Below are 23,002 nucleotides of genomic sequence, written 5' to 3' on the forward strand. Positions count from 1 at the left end.
TTACGATACCGGGGTTTTCGCTTTTTTTCTATGTTCGATTTAAAATCCGATGGATTTTATGTGTCAACCACACCTTATGGTGATGAGCCCTAATGAAACTTAATAAAGGAAAATATCGTATTTATTAGTAGTATAATATCTTTATCAAAATTAACTTGCTATCTAATGAAAATGAATACATATCTTGGAGGAACCGATCGTGATCTTACCATTCATCAGTCTTGCTGCCGGACTCTTTTTGCTGATGTTAGGAACGTACTTCATCCGATGTAAGCATGCAAACAAAACGCCGCTATCTGGACATGGAGACGGGGTCAATCATGTCGATTCGTTTGTGCTCAGTGTCTTCTTATCAATTGGTGTCATCCTCTTTAGTTCATTATCCGTCAGACAATACGGTTTTTTCTGCTTAGCAGGAGGAGTGCTTTTACTGTATGGTGTCAATGCAGTTTGGTAAGGAAAAGAGAAGAAACAGGAGGCTGGAATCATTCATCAGATACGGCTGAACGTCTGAAGCCGATCAATGGTATTAATTCATATAGAGCAGAATAAAGGGAGCTACCAGCATGATTCAATTGTTAAAACAAATCGACGATGAAGTCTATCATGTCGTCTATCACCAAGAAGGACGCACGTTATTCGTCAGGGAAGGCGTTGCCCGGAAAGAACCGGCCCCGGATAGTGACGATATGATTGAAATTAACGAAGAGACGGCGACTGTCCGTATGCTTTTTAAAAATACGTTTGCCGCCTATCGTCAGAAAAAAGAATGGATGCTTCAAAAGATGGAGGATGGGTATTTGAAAGCACCTTTTTCTCAATCTGAGGCGATGGACTACCGCGCAGATCGGCGCAACATCAAACTGCGCCTCCTGAGTGCTCTATTGCTCATGCTGTGCGGATTATCGACATTGACCGGACTGTTACCAATCCCGGGATATGTTCCGCTTGTGTTCTTTCCTTTCTTTTATCCGATTTACATCGAAGGGAAAACAGCCCGTGCCCGCTTTTATCGTTGGTCGGGAGGCATATTCTTTTTTATATTAGCCGGTTCATCAAAAGAATATTTAAAACCATTTAATCTTTCTGCCAACGGAACCGTCTGCCTTATCGCAGGATTTATCCTCTTGCTGTACGCGACTCAACAACTGAAGGACCTGACGACGAAGGAGATTACGCAGCATGAAGGATAAACAGGCACCACTCATTCAATTAAAACGAGAGATTAGCCAAACCGTCGATTACTGGGTCTGTTACCAGGTGGGACAGACGCTTTATCAGATCTCCGTCCAGGAGCAAACAAATGGTCAAACGAACGAAGGAGAGGTCACCACAGAACGATTTCCATTTTATGTCGGCCTGAAAAAGCGAATGTGTCAGTTAACGGAAGAAAAAGAAGCACTCGGCTTTCGACCGCTGACAGAGGAAGAGCGGGCAACGCATGTCATCGATGAACCGGAAGAACTACCGCTTGATCCGGCCTTTTTTAAGCCGGCAATTCGTTATGCGTGGCTGTTTCTTGCACTTGGGATTGTTCTTTTTCTCATTCCTTCTACGATCTTAAATGGATTGGCGTTTGGCTTAGGATTGTTCGTCTGGTACGAGACGTTTGGGCAAGCCGGTCTGCCATCACTTTTCCGACGGTATTTTCACGGAATGCTTGGTGTTTTGACGCTCTTACAGGTGTTATCTGCTTTTGAACTGGAACGGGAAGTGCAACCGTACTATGCCACTGTCTCGGTTTTGTCTGGGGTGATGTTGGTGTTACTTTTCGTCCAATACCACCTGAAAGAAACAGACCACATCGGACAAGGTGAACGTGTCAGCAGACGAAAGATAAAAGAATATACTGATTGGGAGGAGTGAAACTTAAAATCTCATTCGCTCAACTTTCGGAAGACGTATGAGCTTAACGATCCTGTAAAATATAGGTATCATGTTAATCTGCATGACTCATGAACGGAGTCAGTCGATGCGAGAAGGAGAGTCATGTAATGAGCGTACAATGGAATGATGATTTTATTTTTGAGCTTTTTTTAGTCATCTGGGCAATGGGAGCAATCATCGTCATTATCAGTCAAGCTCGCAACACGAGGAACTTAAAAGCAAGTCTGTTACGAGGAACGGTAGTCAACTTTACCTATACACTCGCCATTTCCTTGATTTGGTTTTTTGCAGTGGCAATCGACGGCGTCAGTCAGGTTCTGGTCGTCTATTTCTTTGGAGGTATCTTCCTGATTCTTGAGGTTCTCCTCCTGGTTGTTCTCTTGATGATTAAACGAAAAAAACAAACTAGCTTTTAACAGGTAAAGGAGTTAAGCATGAATCGTTACACCTGGGTCACCCACGCCGCTACACAACTGTCGATTCTCGATATGAGACGACGAGCGATTGCTTTGTTAGTGAAACACGTCGTTCGTCTTGAAGAACCGAGAGCAAAATCGAGTATGCTGCTCCATATCGGTATGTTGTATCTCGAACTCGGCGAAGAGCAAGAAGCGAGTCGGTTTTTCCTAAAAGGATTGACGATCGTCGAAGCGATGGAACTCGAATATGCCCCGCAGTTTTTAACTATTTTGCAAGTCATTCAACGACAAGAGACAACGATGGTTGCAGACTACTGGATTCAAAACTTTACGGATCGGATTGTAGATCATCCGAAGTTCAAGCGGACGATTACTGGTCTTGCGCTCTATAGAATGTGAAAACATAAGGAGGAGCGTCATGCGTTATGTCCGCTATTTTTTGTACTTCATGATTCTTGTCACGGTCTCGTACTATATTTCGATGTACCTGACATATGACAAAAAGCCATTAATGATGGTACTCAGTTTTTTCATCAAGTTGGCAGTTGTGTTTTCGTTATTGTATTTGGAACGTTTCTTGATTCGACGTACCAAGAGGAAGGAAACGGTTTAAGTCGTTTTCTTCTTTTTCTATACATTAAATTAAAGGAACAGGAAGCACATGAAGAGATCCTTTGGTAAGGCATGTTGTAATTCCAAAGTGCTCTACCAGTACATATGATGACGGCGCTCAATTCGATAACAGTTGAAAAGCAAAGACAAAATTAAAATACGGAGCAGATCGAAATCATCAAAGTGTAAAGGGAAAACGGCACTCGACTTCGCCGTACAACACAGTTATCCGGAAATCGCAACAGTATTATAACCTTGAGCAGGAGGAGATGGACATGAAAAAATGGATCGGTGTTTTGATTATCGTGCAGACGGTTTTGTTCAGCATGCTGATCATTCAACTCAATAAAATGACGGACACAATTGCTGAAGTGGGATCGATCATAGTCACGAAAGACGGAGATCTTGCTTGGGGAGGTGGTTTACCGACAACTGATTATGTCCTGTTCGGAATTCTGATTGTTTTAGGAATTTATCTCGTCATTCCGGAAGATAAAATAAAGTGGTAACCCGTATGAATTCTATTCAACAATGCGCACCAAAAATGCTAAACTGAATGCATGGAATATATTTACTTATTTTCTTATGCAGAAACTGACTGAAACACAACCCACATAAAAAAAGGACGTGAACGTATGAAAAAGGTAACGGTTCGTAAAGCGGTGGCGAGTACGCTTGTAACGGCTCTTGTATTGACGGGAGTCGGAGTAAACAACAATGTAGCGGATGCGGCAACCAAAACGACCCAAGTCGCTAAGAAAAAATTTGACTATAAAAAGTACCGGGCCAAACAAACCAAAGTCGTGGCGTCGTATGACAGCACATTATTCCATCTGGGAAATCTAGGCGGAATCAAAGTACCGGACTACATCACGGATTCTGTTTACCGCGCCAAAGTGGATGCTAATAACAAAAAATCAAAACAATATATGACTGATCGCAAGAAGGCACAAAAAGAAGCGACAGCCCTCAAAAAATTGATTAAAGAAGTAAACACGCAGAAAGAAAAAAAGGTGGCGGACAAACGAATTGCTGCTTTGAAAAAAGAGACAGCCCGTTTGACGACGACATCAAAAGTGTTGACCAAAGAAGGACAGGCCTTGTATAAAGTGATCGTTGACTACGAAAAGAACCAAATCAAGTCATTTGAAAACCAGTACGGATCCATTACAGAAGCCTTAACAGTGCTTAGCTATAAGGACTACGCCGATCGTTTGAGAAACTATCTGAATGCGAATAACTTCAGTGCGGATGCAAAAGCCGAAATTATGGATCAAGTCAATGATCGGCTGCTTGATGCGCGGGAAGAATCATCGGAAATCGTCGGAGACAAACGCGGCGCAATCAAGCTGCTGATTTACGCCGGAAAATTTGAAGAAGCGAATCAACTATTCACGAACACAAAAGAAACGATCATGGTACAAGAGAATGCGCGGTTGGACGCGTTATACACAAAAATCATTGAAGTATACATGACGAAAAAGTAAAAAAACAGCATGATTTTACGACAAAAAGCATCCTTTTTAGATGCTTTTTTTATTTATTTTAATGGAAACGATTGTCGCGAAAAATGAAGGTTCATTTTTTCAAATTGGTCAGTCCATTTTCGTTATTTTTCAAGCAAATAAACGAAAATCAGAAGAAAAGGAAGCACCTCAATCTCTTAATTATGCAAGCGATTGCATACCTGTTCTATTAAAGAGTCATCATAAACAAATCATATTTCTTGCAAAAAACTAGTTTTTATTTCATGAGTTTTATGTAAAAATAGAGAACAACAAACTGATAGAATTTTTAGAAAAATGAACGAACAGACTATCCGTCTTTTTTTGGATAGAAGAGAGAGAGAGAGAAATCGTCGTTTTTCAAATTCTAAATAACTTATTCGTTTTGAGCCTGGAGGGGAACGTATGAAATTGTTGAAGATGTGGAACCAAATCAGTTTAGTGAAACAAATTGCAGTCGGTTTGATTATTGGTATTATCTTAGCTGTATCAATTCCTGAAGCAGCACAATCCTTAACCATCTTTGGAACACTGTTTGTTTCCGCGCTGAAGGCAGTTGCGCCTATTTTAGTATTTTTCCTAGTTATGGCAGCTATTGTGCAGCATAAAAAGGGACAACAGACGAACATGAAGTCGATTGTCTTCTTGTATCTCCTCGGTACGTTCTTAGCGGGAGCCGTTGCTGTCGCATTCAGTTTCCTTTTCCCTGTCAACATCGCGCTGACCGAGAGTACGGAGAAATTAGCTGCTCCGGGTAATGCGATTGAAGTCATCCGGACACTTGTCCTGAATATGGTGGACAATCCGGTCAATGCGTTAGTCCAAGGCAATTACATTGGTATTTTAACGTGGGCCATCGTGTTGGGATTAGCACTGAAAAATGCTTCGGATTCGACGAAAACCTTCGTTTCTAATTTCTCGGATGCAATCGCAAAAATGGTCGGTTGGATCATTAAACTCGCTCCGCTCGGAATTATGGGGATTGTGATTGAGTCGATTACAAAAAATGGTCTCGGATCACTTCTCAACTATGGTAAATTACTTGTTCTTTTGATTGGTACGATGCTTTTTGTTGCGCTGATCGTCAATCCACTGATTGTTTTCATCAACGTCCGTCAAAATCCTTATCCGCTTGTATTCAAATGCCTCCGCGAGAGTGGAATTACGGCATTCTTCACGCGAAGCTCGGCTGCTAACATTCCTGTCAACATGGAATTGTGTAAAAAGCTTGGTCTCGATAAAGAGACATACGCAATCTCGATTCCGCTTGGGGCGACAGTTAACATGGCGGGCGCAGCCGTAACGATTTCGGTCTTGACCCTTGCTGCGGTGAACACGCTTAACATCCCGGTCGATCTTCCGACGGCCATCATCTTAAGCGTCCTGGCTGCTGTCTGTGCCTGTGGTGCTTCCGGTGTTGCGGGCGGATCACTCCTGTTGATTCCGCTTGCGTGTAGCCTGTTTGGTATTCCGAATGAGATCGCGATGCAAGTCATCGCTGTCGGATTCATCATCAGTGTATTACAAGATTCATTTGAAACAGGACTCAACTCTTCGACCGATGTTCTGTTTACAGCGACTGCTGAATTTAAAAAACGGTTAAAAGACGGCGAACAACTGTCAATCAATCGGCCAATCATGGCTGAAGAACCGGTGGAACAAGTCGTCAACAGCTGATCTGTTTATGTCATAAAAAAAAGGTGAAAGACATCCATGATGACCGGATGTACTTTCACCTTTTTTTCGTGGTAATTGGCTTCGTCAAAAACAGGGAGTGGATCAAATGATCCGCTCCCTGTTTACTGTTATACGAATTTACTTCCCGGGCTTCGTCTTATAGAAGCTGTAGAAGACACTGATCAGGATGACTAGGACAATCGTTCCGAGCGACATCCAGATTGGCATTTTGTAGACATCACCGAGAATCATCTTCGCCCCGATGAAGACGAGCATGAAGCTCAGACCGTGTTTCAGGTAGTAGAAGCGATCAATCAGGTTCGCAAGGACGAAGTAGAGACTACGGAGTCCGAGGATGGCCATGATGTTCGCATAGAAGATGATAAACGGATCACGTGAGTACGCGAAGCTTGCAGCGACCGAGTCGACGGCGAAGACGATATCCGAAATCTCGATGAAGATCAGTGCGATCAGTAACGGTGTGAAGAACAACTTACCGTTAATCCGCTGCGTAAACTTACCAGACGAGATGTCTTGTGTGATCGGCAATCGTTTTTCCAACCAACGGACTGTTTTGTTCTCTTCAAGCGACGTTTCCTGCCCGATGTTCTTGAACATCATGTAACCGGTGTAGACGAGGAAAGCACCGAAGATGTAGTAGACCCAAGCGAAGTTCTCAAGAAGCGAAACCCCTGCGACGATGAAGATGACGCGGAAGAAGATAGCACCGAGGATTCCCCAGAACAAGACTTTGTGCTGGTACTTCAACGGAATCGCAAAGTAAGCAAAGACGAGTGAGAAGACGAAGACGTTATCAATCGCAAGTGCCTTTTCGATGAAATAAACGCTCGTGTATTCAATTGCAGCGTCGCTGCCTTGCGCATAGAATAACCAACCGCCAAAGGCGACGGCAAGTCCGATCCAGACGAACGTCCAGGTCCAAGCTTCTCGAAGCGAGACCTCATGGGCTTTCCTGTGAAATACGCCAAGGTCCAGTGCGAGCATGATGAAGACGATGGCTAAAAATACAATCAATAGTGTCAACAGCGCTTCCTCCTTTTAAGTGGTGTTCTGTTTATATTTTGATTATAAGTTCATAAGAACTCAAAGTAAAGCGTTAAGTGTGCTGTTTTTTTAGACATAACACATTTATCACGTTTTCACTTTATAATTCAACATAACAGGAGAAGGAGTTGATCAGATGAAACAACAGAGTGCGATCAACAAAACCGCTTGGGAATACCGGGCCTATGAATTTTGGAATCAACGTGACGGGGCACCGTCTGACAAGGCAAAAGAAATTATGGCTAACCCGAAAGCAAGTCTTAAGAAACATCAGGACTATTTTCAGGAAGTGACCGGCAAACGGATTGCCAATGTGTGTGGATCAAACGGTCGCAAGGCGGTTCCGCTCGCACTGCTGGGTGCGGACGTCACGGTCTTCGACATCTCGGAAGCCAATCGCCGGTATGCACTCGAGCTTGCCGCATGCGCCGAGACAGAGATCGAGTATGTCGTCGGCGATATTTATGATATCGATTTGCATGCCTATCAGCACCAGTTCGATGTTCTGTATCTTGAAGGCGGGATATTGCATTATTTTCATGACCTTGAGGCGTTCACGGCGATTTTGTTTGCCTTGCTCAAACCGGGCGGGAAATTGATTTTGAGTGACTATCATCCGATCAAACATTGTATTAATCAGGAGTTACACTACATCCCGCGTTATTTTGATCAGGATACATATGAAGAGAACATTGCGTACCAATCCCATTTTGATCCGGCTGAACAAGCGGATTTTCCAAAAGTGATGTTGCGGCACTATACGATGAGTGAGATCGTGAACACCGTCATCAGCAGCGGCTTCAGGCTCGCGCAACTGGACGAACATCGGGGGTGGAACGGTGAAAACATCCCGTGGGAATTCACGATTGTCGCAACGAGATAAAACCCAGCATCCGTAAGCGGAGGCCGGGTTTGTTTTTAAAGATGGGCTGCAAACTCTCACCGATTGGTGTCAGGCGATGATGGCTGCCGGTCGTTCGACAACTCCGTGTACATCAGACGTCATGTCATAGGCGTTCAAGACGACGGGAGACCGCAGTCAAAATGACGGCCAAAATGACCATAATGCCACCGACCCACGGTGTATGCACAAGTCCGATTGTGTCGGCGACGAGTCCGCCGATTGTTGCACCAAGTGCGATCCCGATGTTAAAGGCGGAGATGTTTAACGCGGACGCGACATCAACGGCAGCCGGGACATATTTTTCCGCCAACTGGACGATATAAAGTTGGAGTCCCAGGACATTCATGAAGGCGAGCAGCCCCATCAAGATAATCCCGATGATCCCGGCAACTTTAAACGGAATCATGAACGACAAGGCAATCATGACGATGGCGTGGAGAATGAACATATAAAACAACGCTTTGATCGGGTTACCGTTGGCGAGTTTTCCGCCGACGGCATTGCCGATCGCGACGGCAATGCCGTACACGAGCAGAATGATGCTGATTAGGCTCGGACTGATTTTTGTGACGTCCTGCATGATCGGCGTCAAGTAGGTGAAGGCGACGAATGTTCCGCCGTAACCCAGTGCCGTGATCAGGAAACCGAGCATCAGGCGGCCGTTCGTCAACAGTTTAAACATATCGGAAAACTTCGCCGGTGGAGATTGTTTCAAGTCTTTTGGAATCAAGAAGAAACTGGCGATAATTGAGACAAGACCTAATGCAGCAACAGCGAAGAACGTCGCGCGCCAACCGAATGCTTGACCGATGAACGTGCCGAGCGGGACACCCGTGACGGTTGCGACTGTCAGTCCGGTGAACATCAAAGCGATGGCACTGGCTTTTTTATCCGCCGGTACGAGCTGAACGGCGATCGTTGAACCGATCGAGAAGAAGACACCATGTGAGAAGGCGGTGATAAATCGGGCGACGATCAACAGTTCAAAACTCTGAGCGACGGCAGAGACGAGATTACCGGCGATAAAGACGACCATCAACGCCATGAGCAACGTTTTCCGGTTCATCCGGTTCGTCAAAGCAGTCAAAATCGGAGCCCCGACAGCGACACCGATAGCATAACCGGAGATGATCAGACCGGCCAGGGTGATGCCGATGTTTAAGTCGCCGGCGATGGCAGCGAGTAAGCCGACCGGGACAAATTCCGTTGTTCCGATTCCGAAGGCGCTAATAGCAAGTGCGAGCAGGGCGAGGCGACCGTTTTGCGGGACCTGCTCCTGTTCGGCACGCGGGTTTAATTGATTCATGATGATTCCTCCTAAAGTGAGATGGATGATGAAAGTAAATGACGGAAGTGTTCCCAAACGACCGGGCCCGGTTCGCATTGAATGATGAGAAAACGTTTCTGCGTGATCCCATCATAGAGCGGGAAATCCATTTACGGAAGTACGTACTTTTAAGTGCTATAGGCACTAAAAAGTACCTTACCCCCTTCAACTAAAGCAATGGACGAATGCGGCTTGTACTTTCCGTTGACAGTTGTTATCATAAACCCATCAAATTTTCTTGAGAAGTACGCACTTTCAAGTGCGATAGGCACTAAAAAGTACCTGTCCCGCTGTACTTCAAGAATCGAAAGGACGAATCAGCATGGCCTACAATATTCCGGTCGAAGCGACCCTGCAAGTCATCGGAGGCAAATGGAAAGTCGTCATCATGTGTCATCTCATCAAAGGCGAACGCCGGACGAGTGAGTTGAAGAAGCTGATGCCGAACATCACGCAAAAAATGTTGACGCAACAACTGCGCGAGCTTGAACAGGACGGTGTCATCATCCGGACCGTTTACGAGCAGGTGCCGCCGAAAGTCATCTATTCCTTATCCGAATACGGTTGGTCGTTGCGCCCAATCTTAGACGCGATGTGCGCCTGGGGCGAAGGACATATCGACTTGACCGGCGAGGAAGTCGTATCTTCTTAAGCGGAACAAATCAAACGATACGCACAAAAAACGATCGTCTGTCTTCCAGACGGTCGTTTTTTGTGTAGGCATTACTTCAAGAAGGAAGCGGATTCCCGGATAAAAAAAGTGTTTGATGGCATCGTAAACAGAATGCTGGTCCGTGGGTAAGCCACGACTTAAGCGTGATGTATTACCCGTCTAGCGTGTCTCTTTTCCGTGTAGTCCGATGAAAGTGACAAACAATCCGACAGTAAGCGTAAAGGCAAGCATCGCATTTTGATACCATCCTCTCGGGAAAAAATCGACGAGGAACAACAACAGGAACAAGGAGGAGACAATCAGCCGTGCGTCCCGCGTTTGAGGACGGAGCGATTTCCAGTGAATCAACAGCAACAAGGAGGCCAAAGGAGCAACAATATAGGAAATCACAAAAAACGGAAAGCGTTTTAAGTAGAACGGTAACCGTTCAACGGGATCGCTCATGATATTCTCCTTTCCTTACGCATGGAGTTCAACAATTTCTACCCATACTTGATAATAGGTGAGATCTTCGAATGGTATTTCTGCCGTTTGAACCCGGAATTCCGGCACATGCGCCAAATAAAAGGTCAGGGCACAGGCAATCTTATAGTCTGGTGTACAGTAACCGTTAATCGTACGACCGTAGATTTCGTTTGCGAGTGCATCCGCCCAGACGTCTGCCTCACGAAAGGTCTCAAATACGATGGTTTCTTCTTTCCAACGGATCGGCATGCTCGAACCACTCCTTTTATCCTGTTATTCCTATATTCATCATAACAAAAAACGGACGAATGCTCCTGTCAGATAGGCATCCGTCCGTTTAATTAAAATATCGTTGTAGCCGAGTAAACCAGTAAGGTGGACATCGTGAATCGGAAAAGGCGGTCATACCGCGTGAAGAAGCGGCTGAATAGGGAACCGAAAGCCGACCATATTAAAAAGGGAGTCGTGCACTGGATCAACCATGTCGAAACAGCGGGGGACTCGGCGTCTTGGATCGCATCGAGATGCAGGACCGAATGATGCAGGCGATCGGTTTGTATGATCAGTCGAAAGGAATTAGGGGGGGATGGCGTATTCCTTATTAAGGAAATTCATTTCTTAATAGGGGGTAGTCGATTTGAATAGTTCGTTAATGTTTTCGGTCGATGCATGGTTTTACATTTATTTTGCAATTGGGGCAATGGTTGTTTTTCTCATCGGTTACGGGATTGCCAAGAAAACGCAGAAGCAGGACAGTGGCTTTTCGTTTATCCTGCTGATGAGTGTGGTTTTGTTCACGGCTCTAGCTTACTGGTTCAACGGTGCGGCAAGAGAAGTCTTTATGGGAACGTTGCCTTGGCTGATCAATCTCGTATTCGGCGGCGTACTTCTGATCGTGTTCCTTGCCTGCTCCAAAATGATTTTCAAAAGAATTTAAAGGTCAGTCGCTGTCGACGGACGGTTTCTTTCATAGGACCGTCCGTATATAAGTGGTTAAAGAGGGTAACGACTCCCTCGTCGTTCGATGACGAGAATGTGATCCGTGATTTCTTCCGGTTCGTCGTCGAACGCATCATATATGATTCGTTCGGACAACCGGATTTGATATTGCTCCAAACCCTCGACGGTTTGCAAATAGTCCGGCAATCTTTCGGTCGGTTCCGTTAAAGTTGGATAGGTAAACGGAAAATTATCGTCGTTCGGATTGTTTGTATGGATAAAAACGGCGTCCAATCCTGCATCCAGCCGGGACAGTTCGATCCAGAGCTGATACGGCTGCCCCCACGTTTGAAGGGCAGCGTTTAACTCATCCATCAGATGGAACAGTGCCTGGACATGTGCTTTTCGCATTTTAAGGTGACCGTTTCCGCGTCCGTCAAAATCAAGATGGACGTGCCAAAAATTGAACCAGCTGTCGGGACTGAAATCGAGCGGATAGGCGCTGAGTTGTTGTTCCTTTTGCAGATTCCGGAAATATCGGTGTTTGCCTCTGAATTTTTTCATCTGGATCAATCCTTTCTAACTATAAATATTATTATGGATGCTTGCTTGAAATATTATTTGTCTAATGCCTGACGTCTCCCTATACTTAAAGTATCGCAGGAAAAGGAGCGAAGACAATGATTGATTTTGAATGGTACCGGAGCTTCATCCATGTGTACCAACAACGTTCGGTCTCAGCGGCCGCACGGATCCGGTTTTTGACGCAACCCGCCGTCAGCCAGCATATCGCGGCACTCGAGGCGGAATTGCAAAGCTCGTTGTTTATTCGCGCTCCGCGGCAAATGGTTCCGACGGATGCCGGCAAGGAGCTGTATACGCAAGTCGTCGGTTTGATTGACCGCTTGGAAGAACTGTCGCTCGAAATGAAATATGTCGCAGGTGAACAGGTGCGACCGTTGTTGAAGTTTGGTGGTCCGACCGAATTCATTACCCACGAAGTGATTCCGGTCCTACCGCTTGATCTCGCCCAGTACATCGGCGATTTCGGACTGACCGACCAATTACTGAAGCGGCTCGCAGCAGGTGAACTCGACTTTGTCATCTCGACGAAACGTGTCGAAGAACCAGGCATTCAGTTTGTCCCGATTGCTGACGAAGCATTTTTCCTCGTCGCCCCTCACGCCTGGGAGCAACCGGACGATGACTTGAAGGGCTGGATGGATCGTCAGCCGTGGATCAGTTATGGGCTCGAACTGCCGATCATCCGGCGGTATTACCAGACACAGTTCGGTGAACGACCGGACGTCAGGCCCGAGATGGTGTTGCCGAATGTCGATGCCATTTTAAAAGCCGTTGCTTCTTCGCATGGTGTCAGTGTGCTACCGGATTATTTGATTCGCCAAGCGCTCAAAGACGATACGATTCAAGTCATTGCACCGGAACGTTTTGCGACGAACCATATCTACATGGCGTACCGGACGGAGTCGCGGCATGATCCGTTGATGCTCGATATTTTAGCTGCCTTGCAACACAAAAAGTAGGATCCAATTGCGGATCCTACTTTTTTTAGAAAAGGTATTAAGTTCTTATCTAAATTAGATGATTTCGTCTAAGAAAGTCAGTTTCCGGTCAAGAACCAACTCTGCGGTCTGTGTCCGGTACGTTTGATAATGATCAGAAGCGATATGCGCATCAAAGGCGGTCTGATCCTGCCACTGCTCGTAAAAGACGAAGTGGTCTGATGAATCGGCTTCACGATGGAAGGTATACTGCAGGCAACCGGCTTCTGCGCGGGACGGAGCGATAACTGCTTTAACGGCATTAAGAAAAGCGTCACTTTGACCCGGCTTGATCTGAATCTGAGCGATGAGAATAATCATCGATTTTATCTCCTTTCATAAGCGAGACCCGCCTAAATATAGACGGGTCTCTTGTAGATTAGTTAAGCGTTTTGATGACGGCATTTGCAACAGCAACCGTAGATTGTGGATTTTGACCTGTTACAAGATTTCCGTCGACTTGGACGTTTTCTGTAAAGTTGTCGGCGACGATGATGTTCGCACCAAGTTCACGCAGACGTGTCTCAAGCAGGAACGGCATGTAGATGTCGAGTCCTGTCGCACGTTCTTCTTCATCCGTGAATGTTGCGATCGTTTTACCGGCGACGAGTGGTGTTCCGTCTGTCAGTGTCGCACTGACGAGTCCAGCTGGTCCGTGGCAGACGGCAGCAACGGTTTTACCCGCTTCGAACAACGTCCGCAGTGCGTGGTTCAAGGCATCGCTGTGTGGCAAGTCGAACATCGTACCGTGACCACCCGGCATGAAGATCGCATCAAACGGACTGAAGTCGCTGATTGATTTCAAATCGAGTGTGTTTTCGAGCAGTGGGGCCGTGGCTTGAATGTCTGCCGGTACTTCGTCTTCGAGGCTGCGGGCGTCGATTGGCGAAAGTCCACCGTTTGGACTGGCGACCGTAATCGTATAGCCTTCTTTTTGGAACGCGACATAGGCTTCGCCGAACTCGGATAACCAAATGCCTGTTGCGTGTCCTTCTTTCATTTCGCTTGCATTTGTAACAACCATTAAGACGTGTTTACTCATGTTCATTTCCTCCTTGGATGTGTTCAGTAATTCGCTACGTGATTAGAATAACGCGGAGTTGATGTAAAAACAAATTAATAAAAATGAGGTTATCCATAAATAAATTTATAGTTAAAAATCTTCGTCTGAATCGCCCGGTAAGAAATTTTATTTCATATTGATTACGCTTTCAAATAAAACATTGTTTCTATTTAAGGAGATTGTTATACTAACGGTGAACGCAGGGGAAGGCATCAACGGCATGACGGTAAACATAGTGGATGGTCAGAAGGATTTAAAAGTTCAAGCCAGGGGTCAAAACAAAAGGGGAGCTGAGCATATGGGACAGAAACTCAACTGGACAGCAACACTCGGATTGACGACGGCGCTACTCGCCACGTCGCTGCCAACACAACCGGTCGCGGCGGAAACGACACCATCCGTTACGCAACGGGTCGACGCACAACTGGAACAGATGACGCTTGAACAAAAAATCGGTCAAATGATCATGCCGGATTTCCGGTTATGGGACGGGGTCAATCATACGCAACTGGCACCGGAAGTCGGACGGGTCATCGACCGGTTTGATTTAGGGGGCGTCATCCTGTTTGCGGAAAACGTCAGCGAGACGGAGCAGACGACGAAACTGGTCCATGACTTGCAGGAGGTCGTCAAGCAGGATACAAGCAACGATATCCCGTTGTTCGTGACGATTGACCAGGAAGGCGGGATCGTGACACGACTCGGAACGGGAACGAATTTACCGGGCAACATGGCACTTGGCGCGACCCGGAGTGCATCCTATGCGGAAGCGGCAGGCGGCATCATCGGGTCCGAATTGAACGCTCTCGGAATCAACGTCAACTTTGGTCCGGTCCTAGACGTCAACAACAATCCGGGGAATCCGGTCATCGGGGTCCGGTCGTTTTCAAGTGATCCGCAGCTGGTCGGGAAACTCGGTTCAGCGATGACGCAAGGCATTCAGGAGCAGGGTGTCGCTGCGACGGCAAAACACTTCCCGGGACACGGGGATACGGAAGTGGATTCGCATTACGGTTTGCCGGTCGTCGATAAATCACTGGCCGAACTGAAACGGCTGGAACTGATTCCCTTTAAACGGGCGATTGCTGAAGGAATCGATATGGTCATGACGGGACATATCGGGATGCCGCAAATCGAAGATGAGGTCGTCGAATCGACACAAGGCACGTTCCCGTTACCGGCGACGTTATCGGATGACGTCATCACCGGCGTCTTGCGGGAAGAGCTCGGGTATCAGGGACTTGTCATCACCGATGCCTTGAACATGCAGGCGATTGCTGACAACTTCACGGAGTCGGAAGCGGTCATCAAGACGTTTAAAGCCGGCGTCGATATCGCCTTGATGCCGACGATTCTCCGGTCGACACAAGACGTGACGAAACTCGAGACGATTTTTGACGACGTGATTGAAGCTGTCGAAAGCGGTGAACTGTTGGAAGCGGATATCGATCAGTCTGTCTCGCGGATTTTGACGTTAAAAGCAACACGCGGCATTTGGAATGAAACGGACACACCGGTCACGCTCGATGAAAAACTGGCGCAAGCAAAAACGGTCGTCGGCAGTCCGGAACATAAGGCGCTCGAACGAAAAATGACGGAAGCGGCGGTCACGCTCGTCAAAAATGACAAGAAAACATTGCCGTTCAAACCCAAAAAAGGGGAGACAATCCTTGTCTTGTCGCCGGCAAAAGATCAGACGGACAGTATGGTCAAGACAATCCGGTCGCTTGAGAAAAATGCCGGGAACCTGAAACACGTGAACATATTGACGGAAAATTATACGACGTCGACGCCACATCTGGAGCAAAATCCGAATCTGCAAGAAAAGCTGGCAGCTGCGGACTACATCATCGTCGGCTCAAACGTCAACAACAGTGACAAGCTGAAAGCGACGTCGGCGGATCATTATGTACCGGCGGAAGTGTTCCGTCAGGCGAAACGGACTAACACACCGTCCGTCCTGCTCAGTCTCCGGAATCCGTATGATGTCGCCGTGCAACCGGACGCGAAAGCGCAGCTGCTTGTCTACGGCTTCAAGGGGGATCCGAACGGTCCGGACTCGGAAGCCGGGAACACGAAATCAGCCGGACCAAATTTACCGGCAGGAATCCGCGCCATCTTTGGTGAAGTGAAACCACAAGGGAAACTGCCGGTTGATGTATCGAAGTTCAAAGACGGCACGTTCCGGAACACACTTCACCTCGAGTTTGGAGACGGGTTCAAGAACTGGAACCGGTAAGGACGATGGGAATAGGTAAGCTCAATCAATCCGATTGGGCTTTCCCTATTGACTCTTTTTGCAATAAAATTTCATTTATTATTAAATTTAATTGTTATTATATTTTTTATATAGGAAGTAGAAGGAGTTGTCAGAGAGGATGAAGGTCATGTTAGAAAAATTAGCGACAGAACGCCGGAATGAAAAGACGATGCGTCTCGACGACATGTCGGTCGAGGACATCTTGATGGTCATGAATGCGGAGGATCAAACGGTTGCTGCGGTCATTCAGCAGGAAATCCCGGTCATCAAACAAGTCATCGATCGGGTCATTCAATCGTTTCAAGCGGGCGGACGATTGATTTATATCGGAGCCGGAACGAGCGGTCGACTCGGTGTGCTGGATGCAGCCGAATGTGTGCCGACGTTTGGCGTCTCACCGGATATGGTCGTCGGCCTGATTGCCGGGGGCGAACGGGCACTCATCAAAGCCGTCGAAGGGGCGGAAGACAGCAAGACGCTTGCGGTCGAAGATTTACAGGCACTTCAGCTGACAGCGAACGATACCGTCATCGGCATCGCGGCGAGCGGCCGGACCCCTTACGTGATCGGCGGTCTGGACTATGCACGTGAAGTCGGTGCGACGACGGCTGCCCTGTCCTGCAACAAACAGGCGGCAATCAGTGAACACGCGGACTTCCGGATTGAAGTCGAAACCGGACCGGAAGTCTTGACCGGCTCGACACGCCTGAAGGCCGGTACGGCACAAAAACTCGTGTTGAACATGATTTCGACGGCAGCGATGATTGGTGTCGGGAAGGTCTATCAAAACTTGATGGTCGATGTCCAATCGACGAATGAAAAACTCGAAATCCGGGCCAAACGGATGATCGTGGAAGCGACAGGGGTTGATCTTGAGACAGCCGCGCGTTATTTCACATCGGCGAATGGTCACGTCAAGACGGCAATCGTCATGATTTTAGCGGACGTTTCGTATACTGAGGCGGTCGAACGATTACAACGTGCGCACGGATTCGTCCGCGACGCGCTTTAAGGGGGGACAAACATGAAGAAGGAAGAAGTGTTGGCATCCGCCATCCTTGAACATGTCGGCGGAAAAGACAACCTCCGGCAACTGGCCCACTGTATGACACGTATCCGGTTGGCGCTGAAAGATCCGACGAAAGCGGACATCCAGGCCCTCAAACAAATTGACGGTGTCATGGGTGTCATCGATGACGAGACGCTGCAAATCGTCGTCGGACCGGGAACGGTCAACCGGGTCGCCGACTACTTGAGCCGCGAAACCGGTCTTGCGATTGGTGAAGAGTCGGTCGATGAGAACCTGACGTTTGAAGAACGGGCCGCGATTGAACGGCAAAAAGTGAAGGACAAACAAAAGTCGCCGTTCAAACGCTTTTTACGGCGCTTAGGAAATATCTTCATCCCGCTCATTCCGGGACTCGTCGCATCGGGAATCATCAACGGAGCGGCGAACTTTGCGAAAAATGCCGGGGTCGATGCGACAGAAACGTGGATGCAGATTCTGTTACTGATCGGCAGTACCGTCTTTGCCTACTTAGCGATTCTCGTCGGGTGGAATACAGCGAAGGAATTCGGCGGCACGCCGGTCCTCGGGGCGATTGCCGGGGGGATTTTATTTAATCCGTTACTCGTCGATATAATTATTTACGGTGAACCGCTTGTCGTCGGTCGGGGTGGTTTGTTTGGGGTCATCTTTGCCGCCTGGTTGATGACGTATCTCGAAAAACATATCCGCCGGTTCATGCCGGTCTCGATTGATATCATCTTTACGCCACTCTTCACCGTGTTGATTGTCGGCTTTACGGCACTCTATGCGATCATGCCGGTCGCCGGTGTCCTGTCTGACGGGATCATGAAAGCGATCAACGTGATTCTCGAAGTCGGTGGTCCACTTGCGGGTGCCGTACTGGCCGGATTCTTCCTGCCGCTCGTCATGGTCGGTCTCCATCACGGATTGACACCGATTCATCTGGAACTGCTCAACACCGTCGGGAATACGGCACTGTTGCCGATTCTTGCGATGGCGGGAGCCGGGCAAGTCGGAGCAGCGATGGCGATTTTCGTCAAGACACGGAATCAACGGTTGCGCAACATTATCAAGGGGGCGATTCCGGTTGGGTTCCTCGGCATCGGTGAACCGTTGCTGTACGGGGTTACGTTACCGCTTGGTCGTCCATTCCTGACGGCTTGTATGGGAGCCGCAGTCGGCGGTGCCTTCCAAGCGACGATGAAAACGGCGGCGCTTGGGGTCGGTGTGTCCGGTCTGTCGTTGACACCGTTGATCGATAACGGAATGTACCTGACGTATATCGGCGGTCTTGTCATCTCGTACGTCTTTGGATTCTTATTTACATTCTGGTTTGGGTTTAAAGAGGAAATGGCGGACGGGATTTAACGCCAGTAGAAGAACAGCACACAACAAAAAGATGGAACATCACGTTGAGGTGATGTTCCATCTTTTTTGACTCAAATCATGTTCAGGATCAGTCAGCGAAAAACTGGTTGATCTTGGTTTCAGACTTTAAATGACGCTGAATCAATTTTGTGACTGCTTGTTCCTGTTCGATTGTGCTGAGTTGCGTGTTGTACCAGCCGTTCAGTTTATCACGGGTCACGGTGAAGGTATAATCCGGGAAGGTAAACGTAATCCGGTCCACGTTATCGACGAGAACAAACAGGTAGGTTGCGTTGAACAGGACCGTCTCTTTGATCTCCTGTTCGACTTGTTCCGTCTCGATGTCCTTGTAAGTCAAATGGATGCCATACGGTGTTTGTTTCGTTTCAAGGGCAATCTGATGCAACTCTTGATGGTGTGCCAATTCTTTGACGATATTCGCGACGGCGCTGTTGTCGCCGACATAGGAATGTTTATAGTGGAACAGATCCGTCTTTGAATCGGCATGTTGACTGTAGCCATTCCAGATCAATACCAGACAGGCAATCGACAGGAACGGAATCAAAATTCGTTTCATACAATCTCTCCTTTATGTATCTCGTACTAATGGTATCATAATTCATGAAGTATCTCCTAAAAAATTCTTATATTGGAACTTTAGTAACAATTGACGGTCTTTGAGCACTACGCTGACAAGAAGGAGTGAAACAGATGAAAGGACTTGCCGTTTATTTGAGTGAACCACTGACAGATGAGGCGAAAGACAGCATCCGACAGATGCGGGCAATCGGTTTTACCTCGATCTTTACCTCGTTACATATTCCGGAAGACGATCCGTCGTTGTATACGGAACGGTTGCGGGCTTTAGGGGGATTGGCACGACAGTTTGAGATGGAACTCGTCGCGGATATCGCCCCGACTTCCCTTGCCGCGCTCGGCAAGACGTGGGAGGATGCCGATACCTTAACCGAATGGGGGGTGACCGGACTGCGGGTTGATTATGGTGTGACACCGAAACAGGTCGCCGATTTGTCGAGACAACTGATGGTTGCCTTAAACGCCAGTACCGTGACAGCGGAAGAACTCAATGCGATGAAGGCAGAAGGACTAATCCTTGAGAACGTCGAGGCGTGGCATAACTATTATCCGCGTCCGGAAACAGGGCTTGATCGGAACTGGTTCAACGACAAAAATGCGTGGCTTCACGGACAAGGCATACGTGTCCAAGCCTTCATTCCGGGAGACGGGCAACTGCGTGGTCCGCTCCATGCCACATTACCGACGCTCGAAGACCATCGGAGACAAGCGCCTTTTACCTGTTATTTGGAGCTGGAAGCATCCATCGACCGGATTCTGATCGGGGATCCGAGCTTGTCGGAGAACTCGATACGGCAGTTTGCTGCGTATCAAGAGGGTGTGATTGTCCTCCGGGCAACGGGACAAGGCGATGATCCACTGTTGAAGAGCGTACATACAAATCGGATGGATCCGGCCCGTGATGTCGTCCGTTCGATCGAGTCACGCGCTTACGGCCGGCCGGGCAACGGACTACTGGAACCCGCGACTTTATCAGACCGTCCCATCGGATCCGTGACAATTGATAACCTGCGTTACGGACGATATGCCGGAGAATTGCAGGTTACGAAACGGAATCTTGCGGCGGATGAACGCGTCAATGTCATCGGACGTATAATCGAGGCGGACCGAGCGTTGCTGCACCAGATTGGACCCGGCGGACGGTTCCGGTTGGAGTGGGTGGAAACGGAATGAAAAAGATTATGCTAATTGGTTCCGGCGGATCAGGTAAGTCGACGCTTGCGAGACAACTCGGTCAACGGCTAGGCATTCGCGTCCACCATCTCGACAGCTTATTGTGGCGGGCGGACTGGCAGGCAGTTCCACGCGAAGAACAACAACGAATTCAAAAGGAATTGGTCAGCCGAGACGACTGGATCATCGACGGAAACTACGGCGGGACGATGGATCTTCGGTTGAACGCCGCGGATACGATCATCTTTCTTGATTTACCGCGAACGACCTGTGTCTACCGGATTCTCAAACGGTCGATTCGGTACCGGCATCAGGCCCGACCGGATATGGCAGCCGGGTGTCCGGAGAAAATCGATGTTGCTTTTTTGAAGTGGATTTGGAACTATCCAAACGTTCAGCGACCCGACATTCAGTCAAGACTCGTTCAAGTCGCATCAACGAAGACAATTGTCGTTTTAAAGTCTCCGCAAGAGGTTCAGCGGTTTATCGAAAGTGTTGCCTGAGCAGTGTGAAAAAAGTAGACAAAGCAAACGACTCCCGGGCAACTGGGAGTCGTTTATTTATCGTTCAATTTTTTCAGAGTTGAGTTGGTTGTTCGTCAACGGCAAGCGTTCTGGTCCAGTGTTCCTGAATCACTTGCAGTACAAAAGCCGGATCGTCCCAGTGCGTGATGTGGGAAGTCGCCGGAGCGGAGATCACAGTACCACCGGTTTTTTCCTGCCACAGGGCAATTGCTTGTTTGCGGAACGGTTCATCCGAGACGGGTAACGTTGCACGGAGTAACACCAGGTTTTCTCCCGGAACGTCGTCGAGAAAATCGAGGATTTCGTCCTGATACATCGCGGCCAGAATCGCTCGCACCGTCTTTGCCCGGGCATGCCAGTAGTAGCGCCCCTCCTGCATCCGGACAAAATCCTTTCCGGCTAAGTCAAGCAGCGGCGACCGGCGCATCTTTGGTCCGTACACGGCAACGTCCCGAAATTCCTCCCACGTCGAGACGGACTCCTCAAAATCCGTATCGTAAAATGCAGATTCCTGCTCGAGTGGTGTGCCCCGCAACCGTTTACTTTGATAACCGCCGTCAATCAAAATCGATCCGCGGACCCGCTCCGGCTGTTCTTTTTGATAATAAAGTGCGATGAAACTGCCCCAAGAGTGCGAGAGGAAATAAAAGTCTTCGATGTATAACTGTTCAAACAGTCGATTCAGCCAATCGGAAAACCGGGCAAACTGATAATCCCGTTCATCCGGAAACGGTTCGGTCTTCCCGTGACCCGGGGCATCGATCGAGATAATCCGGTAGTCGTTTTTCAGCGCATCGGCGAGTTCAATGAAGCTGAGGCTCGTTCCACCGAGACCATGCAGACAAAAAATCACCGGGTGATCCGGGTCGCCCCATTCTGTAATGTGTGTTGAAATTCCGGCGCATGCGATATTGTAACGTTTCATCTGTTTTCCTCCATTCTCGAATAGGTATGCACTTACTTTTTAACCAATATTATACATAAATTGTTGTATACTGAAGCGAGTGAATTTAAAAGACAGACGGAGGGAATGTGGAATGAAAATTACAGCCGCGACACTTTGGACGGATCGATTAAAACCGATACAACACTTTTATACGACGACGCTTGGCTTCAGACTTGTTGAAGAAACCGTAACATCTTTTACGGTACAAATCGGGACAAGTCAGCTTCGATTTGAACAAGATACGACACAGCAACCGAAACAATACCATTTTGCGTTTAACGTTCCGGGAAATGCGTTTCAACTGGCCAAGGACTGGTTGCAACAGAAAGTGCCGTTATTAATCGAGGACGGAGCGGACGAAATCTTTTTTGAAAACATCAATGCCCATTCCGTTTACTTTTACGATCCGGATGAGAACGTCGTCGAATTGATTGCCCGGCATGACGTCAATCCGAATAAGTCGCTTGACAGCTTCAGTGTACATCACATTCTTGATATCGGAGAAATGAACGTGACGACGCCGGATGTTGCAGGTGTCGGCGCATCATTTGCGGAAATTGGTGTCTTTCACCGCTACCATCAACCGATTAACGTCGACTTCCTGAATTTCCTCGGGGCACCGGAAGATGGGACCCACCTGTTGCTTGGGCGAGAAGACCGAACATGGTTGTTCTCACCGAAACCGGCGGTCACAAGTCCACTCGTTCTCGAACTCGACGGCAAGCTGCATGTCCGGATCGATGCGGAAGGTGTCTTACATTATGAGAGAGAAAAAAATACTTAAAAGGTACTTTTATATTTTCACTATAAAACAGAAGTGAGTTTCAAGAAAATATGATACTGAACATAAAAATGGAGGACTAAGTTATGGCGAAATTAAAGAATGTAGAGGTTAACTGTATTTTGCAATAGGTTTGTGGTTCTTACGCAATGTTAGTGAACGTTGACACGTATACTCCCGATTAAACACAATCGTTTTCTTACAATATTAACTCTCTTGATCTTG

The 23,002-nt window shown here is 47.7% G+C and carries 28 protein-coding genes; 19 read left to right on the forward strand and 9 right to left on the reverse strand.

Translation table 11 applies throughout. The features are described 5' to 3' along the window. The first annotated feature begins 199 nt into the window (after positions 1 to 199). From KNQ13_RS12810 to sstT, 9 genes are all read left to right on the forward strand, one after another. Positions 200 to 457, forward strand: a complete 258-nt coding sequence (locus tag KNQ13_RS12810) for a hypothetical protein (RefSeq protein WP_026829674.1) — start codon at positions 200 to 202, stop codon at positions 455 to 457. 109 nt (positions 458 to 566) lie between these two features. Then, positions 567 to 1,193 (forward strand): hypothetical protein, encoded by a 627-nt coding sequence (locus tag KNQ13_RS12815; RefSeq protein ID WP_026829673.1) that lies wholly within the window; start codon positions 567 to 569, stop codon positions 1,191 to 1,193. Next, entirely contained in the window at positions 1,183 to 1,866 is a 684-nt protein-coding gene (locus KNQ13_RS12820) for a hypothetical protein (protein WP_026829672.1), read from the forward strand. The genes KNQ13_RS12815 and KNQ13_RS12820 overlap by 11 nt, the downstream gene beginning before the upstream one ends. 128 nt (positions 1,867 to 1,994) lie before the next feature. Beyond that, positions 1,995 to 2,303 (forward strand): hypothetical protein, encoded by a 309-nt coding sequence (locus KNQ13_RS12825; protein WP_026829671.1) that lies wholly within the window; start codon positions 1,995 to 1,997, stop codon positions 2,301 to 2,303. 18 nt (positions 2,304 to 2,321) lie between these two features. Continuing rightward, positions 2,322 to 2,705, forward strand: coding sequence for a hypothetical protein (locus KNQ13_RS12830; RefSeq protein WP_014970234.1), 384 nt, complete (start codon positions 2,322 to 2,324; stop codon positions 2,703 to 2,705). A gap of 19 nt (positions 2,706 to 2,724) precedes the next feature. Further along, entirely contained in the window at positions 2,725 to 2,919 is a 195-nt protein-coding gene (locus KNQ13_RS12835; RefSeq protein WP_026829670.1) for a hypothetical protein, read from the forward strand. Between the two features lie 274 nt (positions 2,920 to 3,193). Further along, positions 3,194 to 3,427 (forward strand): hypothetical protein, encoded by a 234-nt coding sequence (locus KNQ13_RS12840; protein WP_236624172.1) that lies wholly within the window; start codon positions 3,194 to 3,196, stop codon positions 3,425 to 3,427. Positions 3,428 to 3,553: 126 nt separating this feature from the next. Next, entirely contained in the window at positions 3,554 to 4,405 is an 852-nt protein-coding gene (locus KNQ13_RS12845; protein WP_026829669.1) for a hypothetical protein, read from the forward strand. A gap of 423 nt (positions 4,406 to 4,828) precedes the next feature. Further along, complete coding sequence (sstT, locus tag KNQ13_RS12850; protein WP_026829667.1) at positions 4,829 to 6,100, forward strand: serine/threonine transporter SstT; 1,272 nt, start codon at positions 4,829 to 4,831, stop codon at positions 6,098 to 6,100. 138 nt (positions 6,101 to 6,238) lie between these two features. On the opposite strand, the gene KNQ13_RS12855 is transcribed toward sstT, so the two are convergent. After that, positions 6,239 to 7,144 carry a TerC family protein gene (locus KNQ13_RS12855; RefSeq protein ID WP_026829666.1) on the reverse strand — a complete coding sequence of 302 codons (906 nt, stop codon included), beginning with the start codon at positions 7,142 to 7,144 and terminating at the stop codon, positions 6,239 to 6,241. Between the two features lie 157 nt (positions 7,145 to 7,301). Here KNQ13_RS12855 and KNQ13_RS12860 point away from each other — a divergent pair, with 157 nt between their 5' ends. Continuing rightward, positions 7,302 to 8,048: a class I SAM-dependent methyltransferase gene (locus KNQ13_RS12860; RefSeq protein ID WP_026829665.1), complete on the forward strand. Its 747-nt coding sequence runs from the start codon at positions 7,302 to 7,304 to the stop codon at positions 8,046 to 8,048. A 124-nt stretch (positions 8,049 to 8,172) separates the two neighbouring features. On the opposite strand, the gene KNQ13_RS12865 is transcribed toward KNQ13_RS12860, so the two are convergent. After that, positions 8,173 to 9,375, reverse strand: a complete 1,203-nt coding sequence (locus KNQ13_RS12865) for an MFS transporter (protein ID WP_209548431.1) — start codon at positions 9,373 to 9,375, stop codon at positions 8,173 to 8,175. A 343-nt stretch (positions 9,376 to 9,718) separates the two neighbouring features. On the opposite strand from KNQ13_RS12865, the gene KNQ13_RS12870 reads away from it, so the two are divergent. Further along, the gene (locus KNQ13_RS12870) at positions 9,719 to 10,048 is read left to right on the forward strand and encodes a winged helix-turn-helix transcriptional regulator (RefSeq protein WP_026829663.1); all 330 of its coding nucleotides are present in this window, start codon (positions 9,719 to 9,721) and stop codon (positions 10,046 to 10,048) included. A 180-nt stretch (positions 10,049 to 10,228) separates the two neighbouring features. On the opposite strand, the gene KNQ13_RS12875 is transcribed toward KNQ13_RS12870, so the two are convergent. Together KNQ13_RS12875 and KNQ13_RS12880 are read right to left on the reverse strand one after the other, a co-directional pair. Beyond that, positions 10,229 to 10,513, reverse strand: coding sequence for a hypothetical protein (locus KNQ13_RS12875; protein ID WP_026829662.1), 285 nt, complete (start codon positions 10,511 to 10,513; stop codon positions 10,229 to 10,231). Positions 10,514 to 10,528: 15 nt separating this feature from the next. Continuing rightward, positions 10,529 to 10,777: a hypothetical protein gene (locus KNQ13_RS12880; RefSeq protein WP_026829661.1), complete on the reverse strand. Its 249-nt coding sequence runs from the start codon at positions 10,775 to 10,777 to the stop codon at positions 10,529 to 10,531. 394 nt (positions 10,778 to 11,171) lie between these two features. Here KNQ13_RS12880 and KNQ13_RS12885 point away from each other — a divergent pair, with 394 nt between their 5' ends. Beyond that, positions 11,172 to 11,471 (forward strand): hypothetical protein, encoded by a 300-nt coding sequence (locus tag KNQ13_RS12885; protein ID WP_026829660.1) that lies wholly within the window; start codon positions 11,172 to 11,174, stop codon positions 11,469 to 11,471. 56 nt (positions 11,472 to 11,527) lie between these two features. Here KNQ13_RS12885 and KNQ13_RS12890 read toward each other — a convergent pair whose 3' ends face one another. Next, positions 11,528 to 12,037, reverse strand: a complete 510-nt coding sequence (locus tag KNQ13_RS12890; protein ID WP_026829659.1) for a hypothetical protein — start codon at positions 12,035 to 12,037, stop codon at positions 11,528 to 11,530. A 116-nt stretch (positions 12,038 to 12,153) separates the two neighbouring features. On the opposite strand from KNQ13_RS12890, the gene KNQ13_RS12895 reads away from it, so the two are divergent. Next, entirely contained in the window at positions 12,154 to 13,017 is an 864-nt protein-coding gene (locus KNQ13_RS12895; RefSeq protein WP_026829658.1) for a LysR family transcriptional regulator, read from the forward strand. 54 nt (positions 13,018 to 13,071) lie between these two features. On the opposite strand, the gene KNQ13_RS12900 is transcribed toward KNQ13_RS12895, so the two are convergent. Then, entirely contained in the window at positions 13,072 to 13,356 is a 285-nt protein-coding gene (locus tag KNQ13_RS12900; RefSeq protein ID WP_026829657.1) for a putative quinol monooxygenase, read from the reverse strand. A 58-nt stretch (positions 13,357 to 13,414) separates the two neighbouring features. Beyond that, entirely contained in the window at positions 13,415 to 14,077 is a 663-nt protein-coding gene (locus tag KNQ13_RS12905) for a type 1 glutamine amidotransferase domain-containing protein (protein ID WP_026829656.1), read from the reverse strand. A 319-nt stretch (positions 14,078 to 14,396) separates the two neighbouring features. Between KNQ13_RS12905 and KNQ13_RS12910 the strand changes: the two genes are divergently transcribed. From KNQ13_RS12910 to KNQ13_RS12920, 3 genes are all read left to right on the forward strand, one after another. Further along, positions 14,397 to 16,337, forward strand: coding sequence for a glycoside hydrolase family 3 protein (locus KNQ13_RS12910; RefSeq protein ID WP_026829655.1), 1,941 nt, complete (start codon positions 14,397 to 14,399; stop codon positions 16,335 to 16,337). A 148-nt stretch (positions 16,338 to 16,485) separates the two neighbouring features. Beyond that, positions 16,486 to 17,370, forward strand: a complete 885-nt coding sequence (gene murQ / locus KNQ13_RS12915) for an N-acetylmuramic acid 6-phosphate etherase (protein WP_209548430.1) — start codon at positions 16,486 to 16,488, stop codon at positions 17,368 to 17,370. Positions 17,371 to 17,382: 12 nt separating this feature from the next. Then, positions 17,383 to 18,756, forward strand: coding sequence for a PTS transporter subunit EIIC (locus KNQ13_RS12920; RefSeq protein ID WP_026829653.1), 1,374 nt, complete (start codon positions 17,383 to 17,385; stop codon positions 18,754 to 18,756). Between the two features lie 88 nt (positions 18,757 to 18,844). Here KNQ13_RS12920 and KNQ13_RS12925 read toward each other — a convergent pair whose 3' ends face one another. Beyond that, entirely contained in the window at positions 18,845 to 19,333 is a 489-nt protein-coding gene (locus tag KNQ13_RS12925) for a DUF4825 domain-containing protein (RefSeq protein ID WP_026829652.1), read from the reverse strand. A gap of 134 nt (positions 19,334 to 19,467) precedes the next feature. Between KNQ13_RS12925 and KNQ13_RS12930 the strand changes: the two genes are divergently transcribed. Both KNQ13_RS12930 and KNQ13_RS12935 read left to right on the forward strand, forming a co-directional pair. Further along, positions 19,468 to 20,526, forward strand: coding sequence for a DUF871 domain-containing protein (locus KNQ13_RS12930; protein WP_026829651.1), 1,059 nt, complete (start codon positions 19,468 to 19,470; stop codon positions 20,524 to 20,526). After that, positions 20,523 to 21,029, forward strand: a complete 507-nt coding sequence (locus KNQ13_RS12935; protein WP_026829650.1) for a DNA topology modulation protein — start codon at positions 20,523 to 20,525, stop codon at positions 21,027 to 21,029. Before KNQ13_RS12930 ends, KNQ13_RS12935 begins: the two co-directional genes overlap by 4 nt. A gap of 73 nt (positions 21,030 to 21,102) precedes the next feature. On the opposite strand, the gene KNQ13_RS12940 is transcribed toward KNQ13_RS12935, so the two are convergent. Further along, a complete protein-coding gene (locus tag KNQ13_RS12940) occupies positions 21,103 to 21,975 on the reverse strand; it encodes an alpha/beta hydrolase (RefSeq protein WP_026829649.1) in 873 nt (290 codons plus the stop codon). Between the two features lie 112 nt (positions 21,976 to 22,087). Here KNQ13_RS12940 and KNQ13_RS12945 point away from each other — a divergent pair, with 112 nt between their 5' ends. Then, the gene (locus KNQ13_RS12945; RefSeq protein ID WP_026829648.1) at positions 22,088 to 22,780 is read left to right on the forward strand and encodes a VOC family protein; all 693 of its coding nucleotides are present in this window, start codon (positions 22,088 to 22,090) and stop codon (positions 22,778 to 22,780) included. The last annotated feature ends 222 nt before the right edge of the window (positions 22,781 to 23,002 follow it).

This window comes from Exiguobacterium sp. s128 (assembly GCF_018618815.1).
In the GTDB taxonomy this organism is placed as follows: domain Bacteria; phylum Bacillota; class Bacilli; order Exiguobacteriales; family Exiguobacteriaceae; genus Exiguobacterium_A; species Exiguobacterium_A antarcticum.

What these genes read in the sequence shown, in the direction of transcription:
- KNQ13_RS12825 (WP_026829671.1), top strand. Translation starts at nt 1,995, where the DNA reads ATGAGCGTACAATGGAATGATGATTTTATTTTTGAGCTTTTTTTAGTC.
- KNQ13_RS12930 (WP_026829651.1), top strand. Translation starts at nt 19,468, where the DNA reads ATGAAAGGACTTGCCGTTTATTTGAGTGAACCACTGACAGATGAGGCG.
- KNQ13_RS12830 (WP_014970234.1), top strand. Translation starts at nt 2,322, where the DNA reads ATGAATCGTTACACCTGGGTCACCCACGCCGCTACACAACTGTCGATT.
- KNQ13_RS12840 (WP_236624172.1), top strand. Translation starts at nt 3,194, where the DNA reads ATGAAAAAATGGATCGGTGTTTTGATTATCGTGCAGACGGTTTTGTTC.
- KNQ13_RS12845 (WP_026829669.1), top strand. Translation starts at nt 3,554, where the DNA reads ATGAAAAAGGTAACGGTTCGTAAAGCGGTGGCGAGTACGCTTGTAACG.
- KNQ13_RS12935 (WP_026829650.1), top strand. Translation starts at nt 20,523, where the DNA reads ATGAAAAAGATTATGCTAATTGGTTCCGGCGGATCAGGTAAGTCGACG.
- KNQ13_RS12865 (WP_209548431.1), bottom strand. Translation starts at nt 9,375, where the DNA reads ATGAATCAATTAAACCCGCGTGCCGAACAGGAGCAGGTCCCGCAAAAC.
- sstT (WP_026829667.1), top strand. Translation starts at nt 4,829, where the DNA reads ATGAAATTGTTGAAGATGTGGAACCAAATCAGTTTAGTGAAACAAATT.
- KNQ13_RS12940 (WP_026829649.1), bottom strand. Translation starts at nt 21,975, where the DNA reads ATGAAACGTTACAATATCGCATGCGCCGGAATTTCAACACACATTACA.
- KNQ13_RS12920 (WP_026829653.1), top strand. Translation starts at nt 17,383, where the DNA reads ATGAAGAAGGAAGAAGTGTTGGCATCCGCCATCCTTGAACATGTCGGC.
- KNQ13_RS12905 (WP_026829656.1), bottom strand. Translation starts at nt 14,077, where the DNA reads ATGAGTAAACACGTCTTAATGGTTGTTACAAATGCAAGCGAAATGAAA.
- KNQ13_RS12870 (WP_026829663.1), top strand. Translation starts at nt 9,719, where the DNA reads ATGGCCTACAATATTCCGGTCGAAGCGACCCTGCAAGTCATCGGAGGC.
- KNQ13_RS12895 (WP_026829658.1), top strand. Translation starts at nt 12,154, where the DNA reads ATGATTGATTTTGAATGGTACCGGAGCTTCATCCATGTGTACCAACAA.
- KNQ13_RS12835 (WP_026829670.1), top strand. Translation starts at nt 2,725, where the DNA reads ATGCGTTATGTCCGCTATTTTTTGTACTTCATGATTCTTGTCACGGTC.
- KNQ13_RS12820 (WP_026829672.1), top strand. Translation starts at nt 1,183, where the DNA reads ATGAAGGATAAACAGGCACCACTCATTCAATTAAAACGAGAGATTAGC.
- KNQ13_RS12910 (WP_026829655.1), top strand. Translation starts at nt 14,397, where the DNA reads ATGGGACAGAAACTCAACTGGACAGCAACACTCGGATTGACGACGGCG.
- KNQ13_RS12925 (WP_026829652.1), bottom strand. Translation starts at nt 19,333, where the DNA reads ATGAAACGAATTTTGATTCCGTTCCTGTCGATTGCCTGTCTGGTATTG.
- KNQ13_RS12815 (WP_026829673.1), top strand. Translation starts at nt 567, where the DNA reads ATGATTCAATTGTTAAAACAAATCGACGATGAAGTCTATCATGTCGTC.
- KNQ13_RS12875 (WP_026829662.1), bottom strand. Translation starts at nt 10,513, where the DNA reads ATGAGCGATCCCGTTGAACGGTTACCGTTCTACTTAAAACGCTTTCCG.
- murQ (WP_209548430.1), top strand. Translation starts at nt 16,486, where the DNA reads ATGTTAGAAAAATTAGCGACAGAACGCCGGAATGAAAAGACGATGCGT.
- KNQ13_RS12900 (WP_026829657.1), bottom strand. Translation starts at nt 13,356, where the DNA reads ATGATTATTCTCATCGCTCAGATTCAGATCAAGCCGGGTCAAAGTGAC.
- KNQ13_RS12945 (WP_026829648.1), top strand. Translation starts at nt 22,088, where the DNA reads ATGAAAATTACAGCCGCGACACTTTGGACGGATCGATTAAAACCGATA.
- KNQ13_RS12890 (WP_026829659.1), bottom strand. Translation starts at nt 12,037, where the DNA reads ATGAAAAAATTCAGAGGCAAACACCGATATTTCCGGAATCTGCAAAAG.
- KNQ13_RS12860 (WP_026829665.1), top strand. Translation starts at nt 7,302, where the DNA reads ATGAAACAACAGAGTGCGATCAACAAAACCGCTTGGGAATACCGGGCC.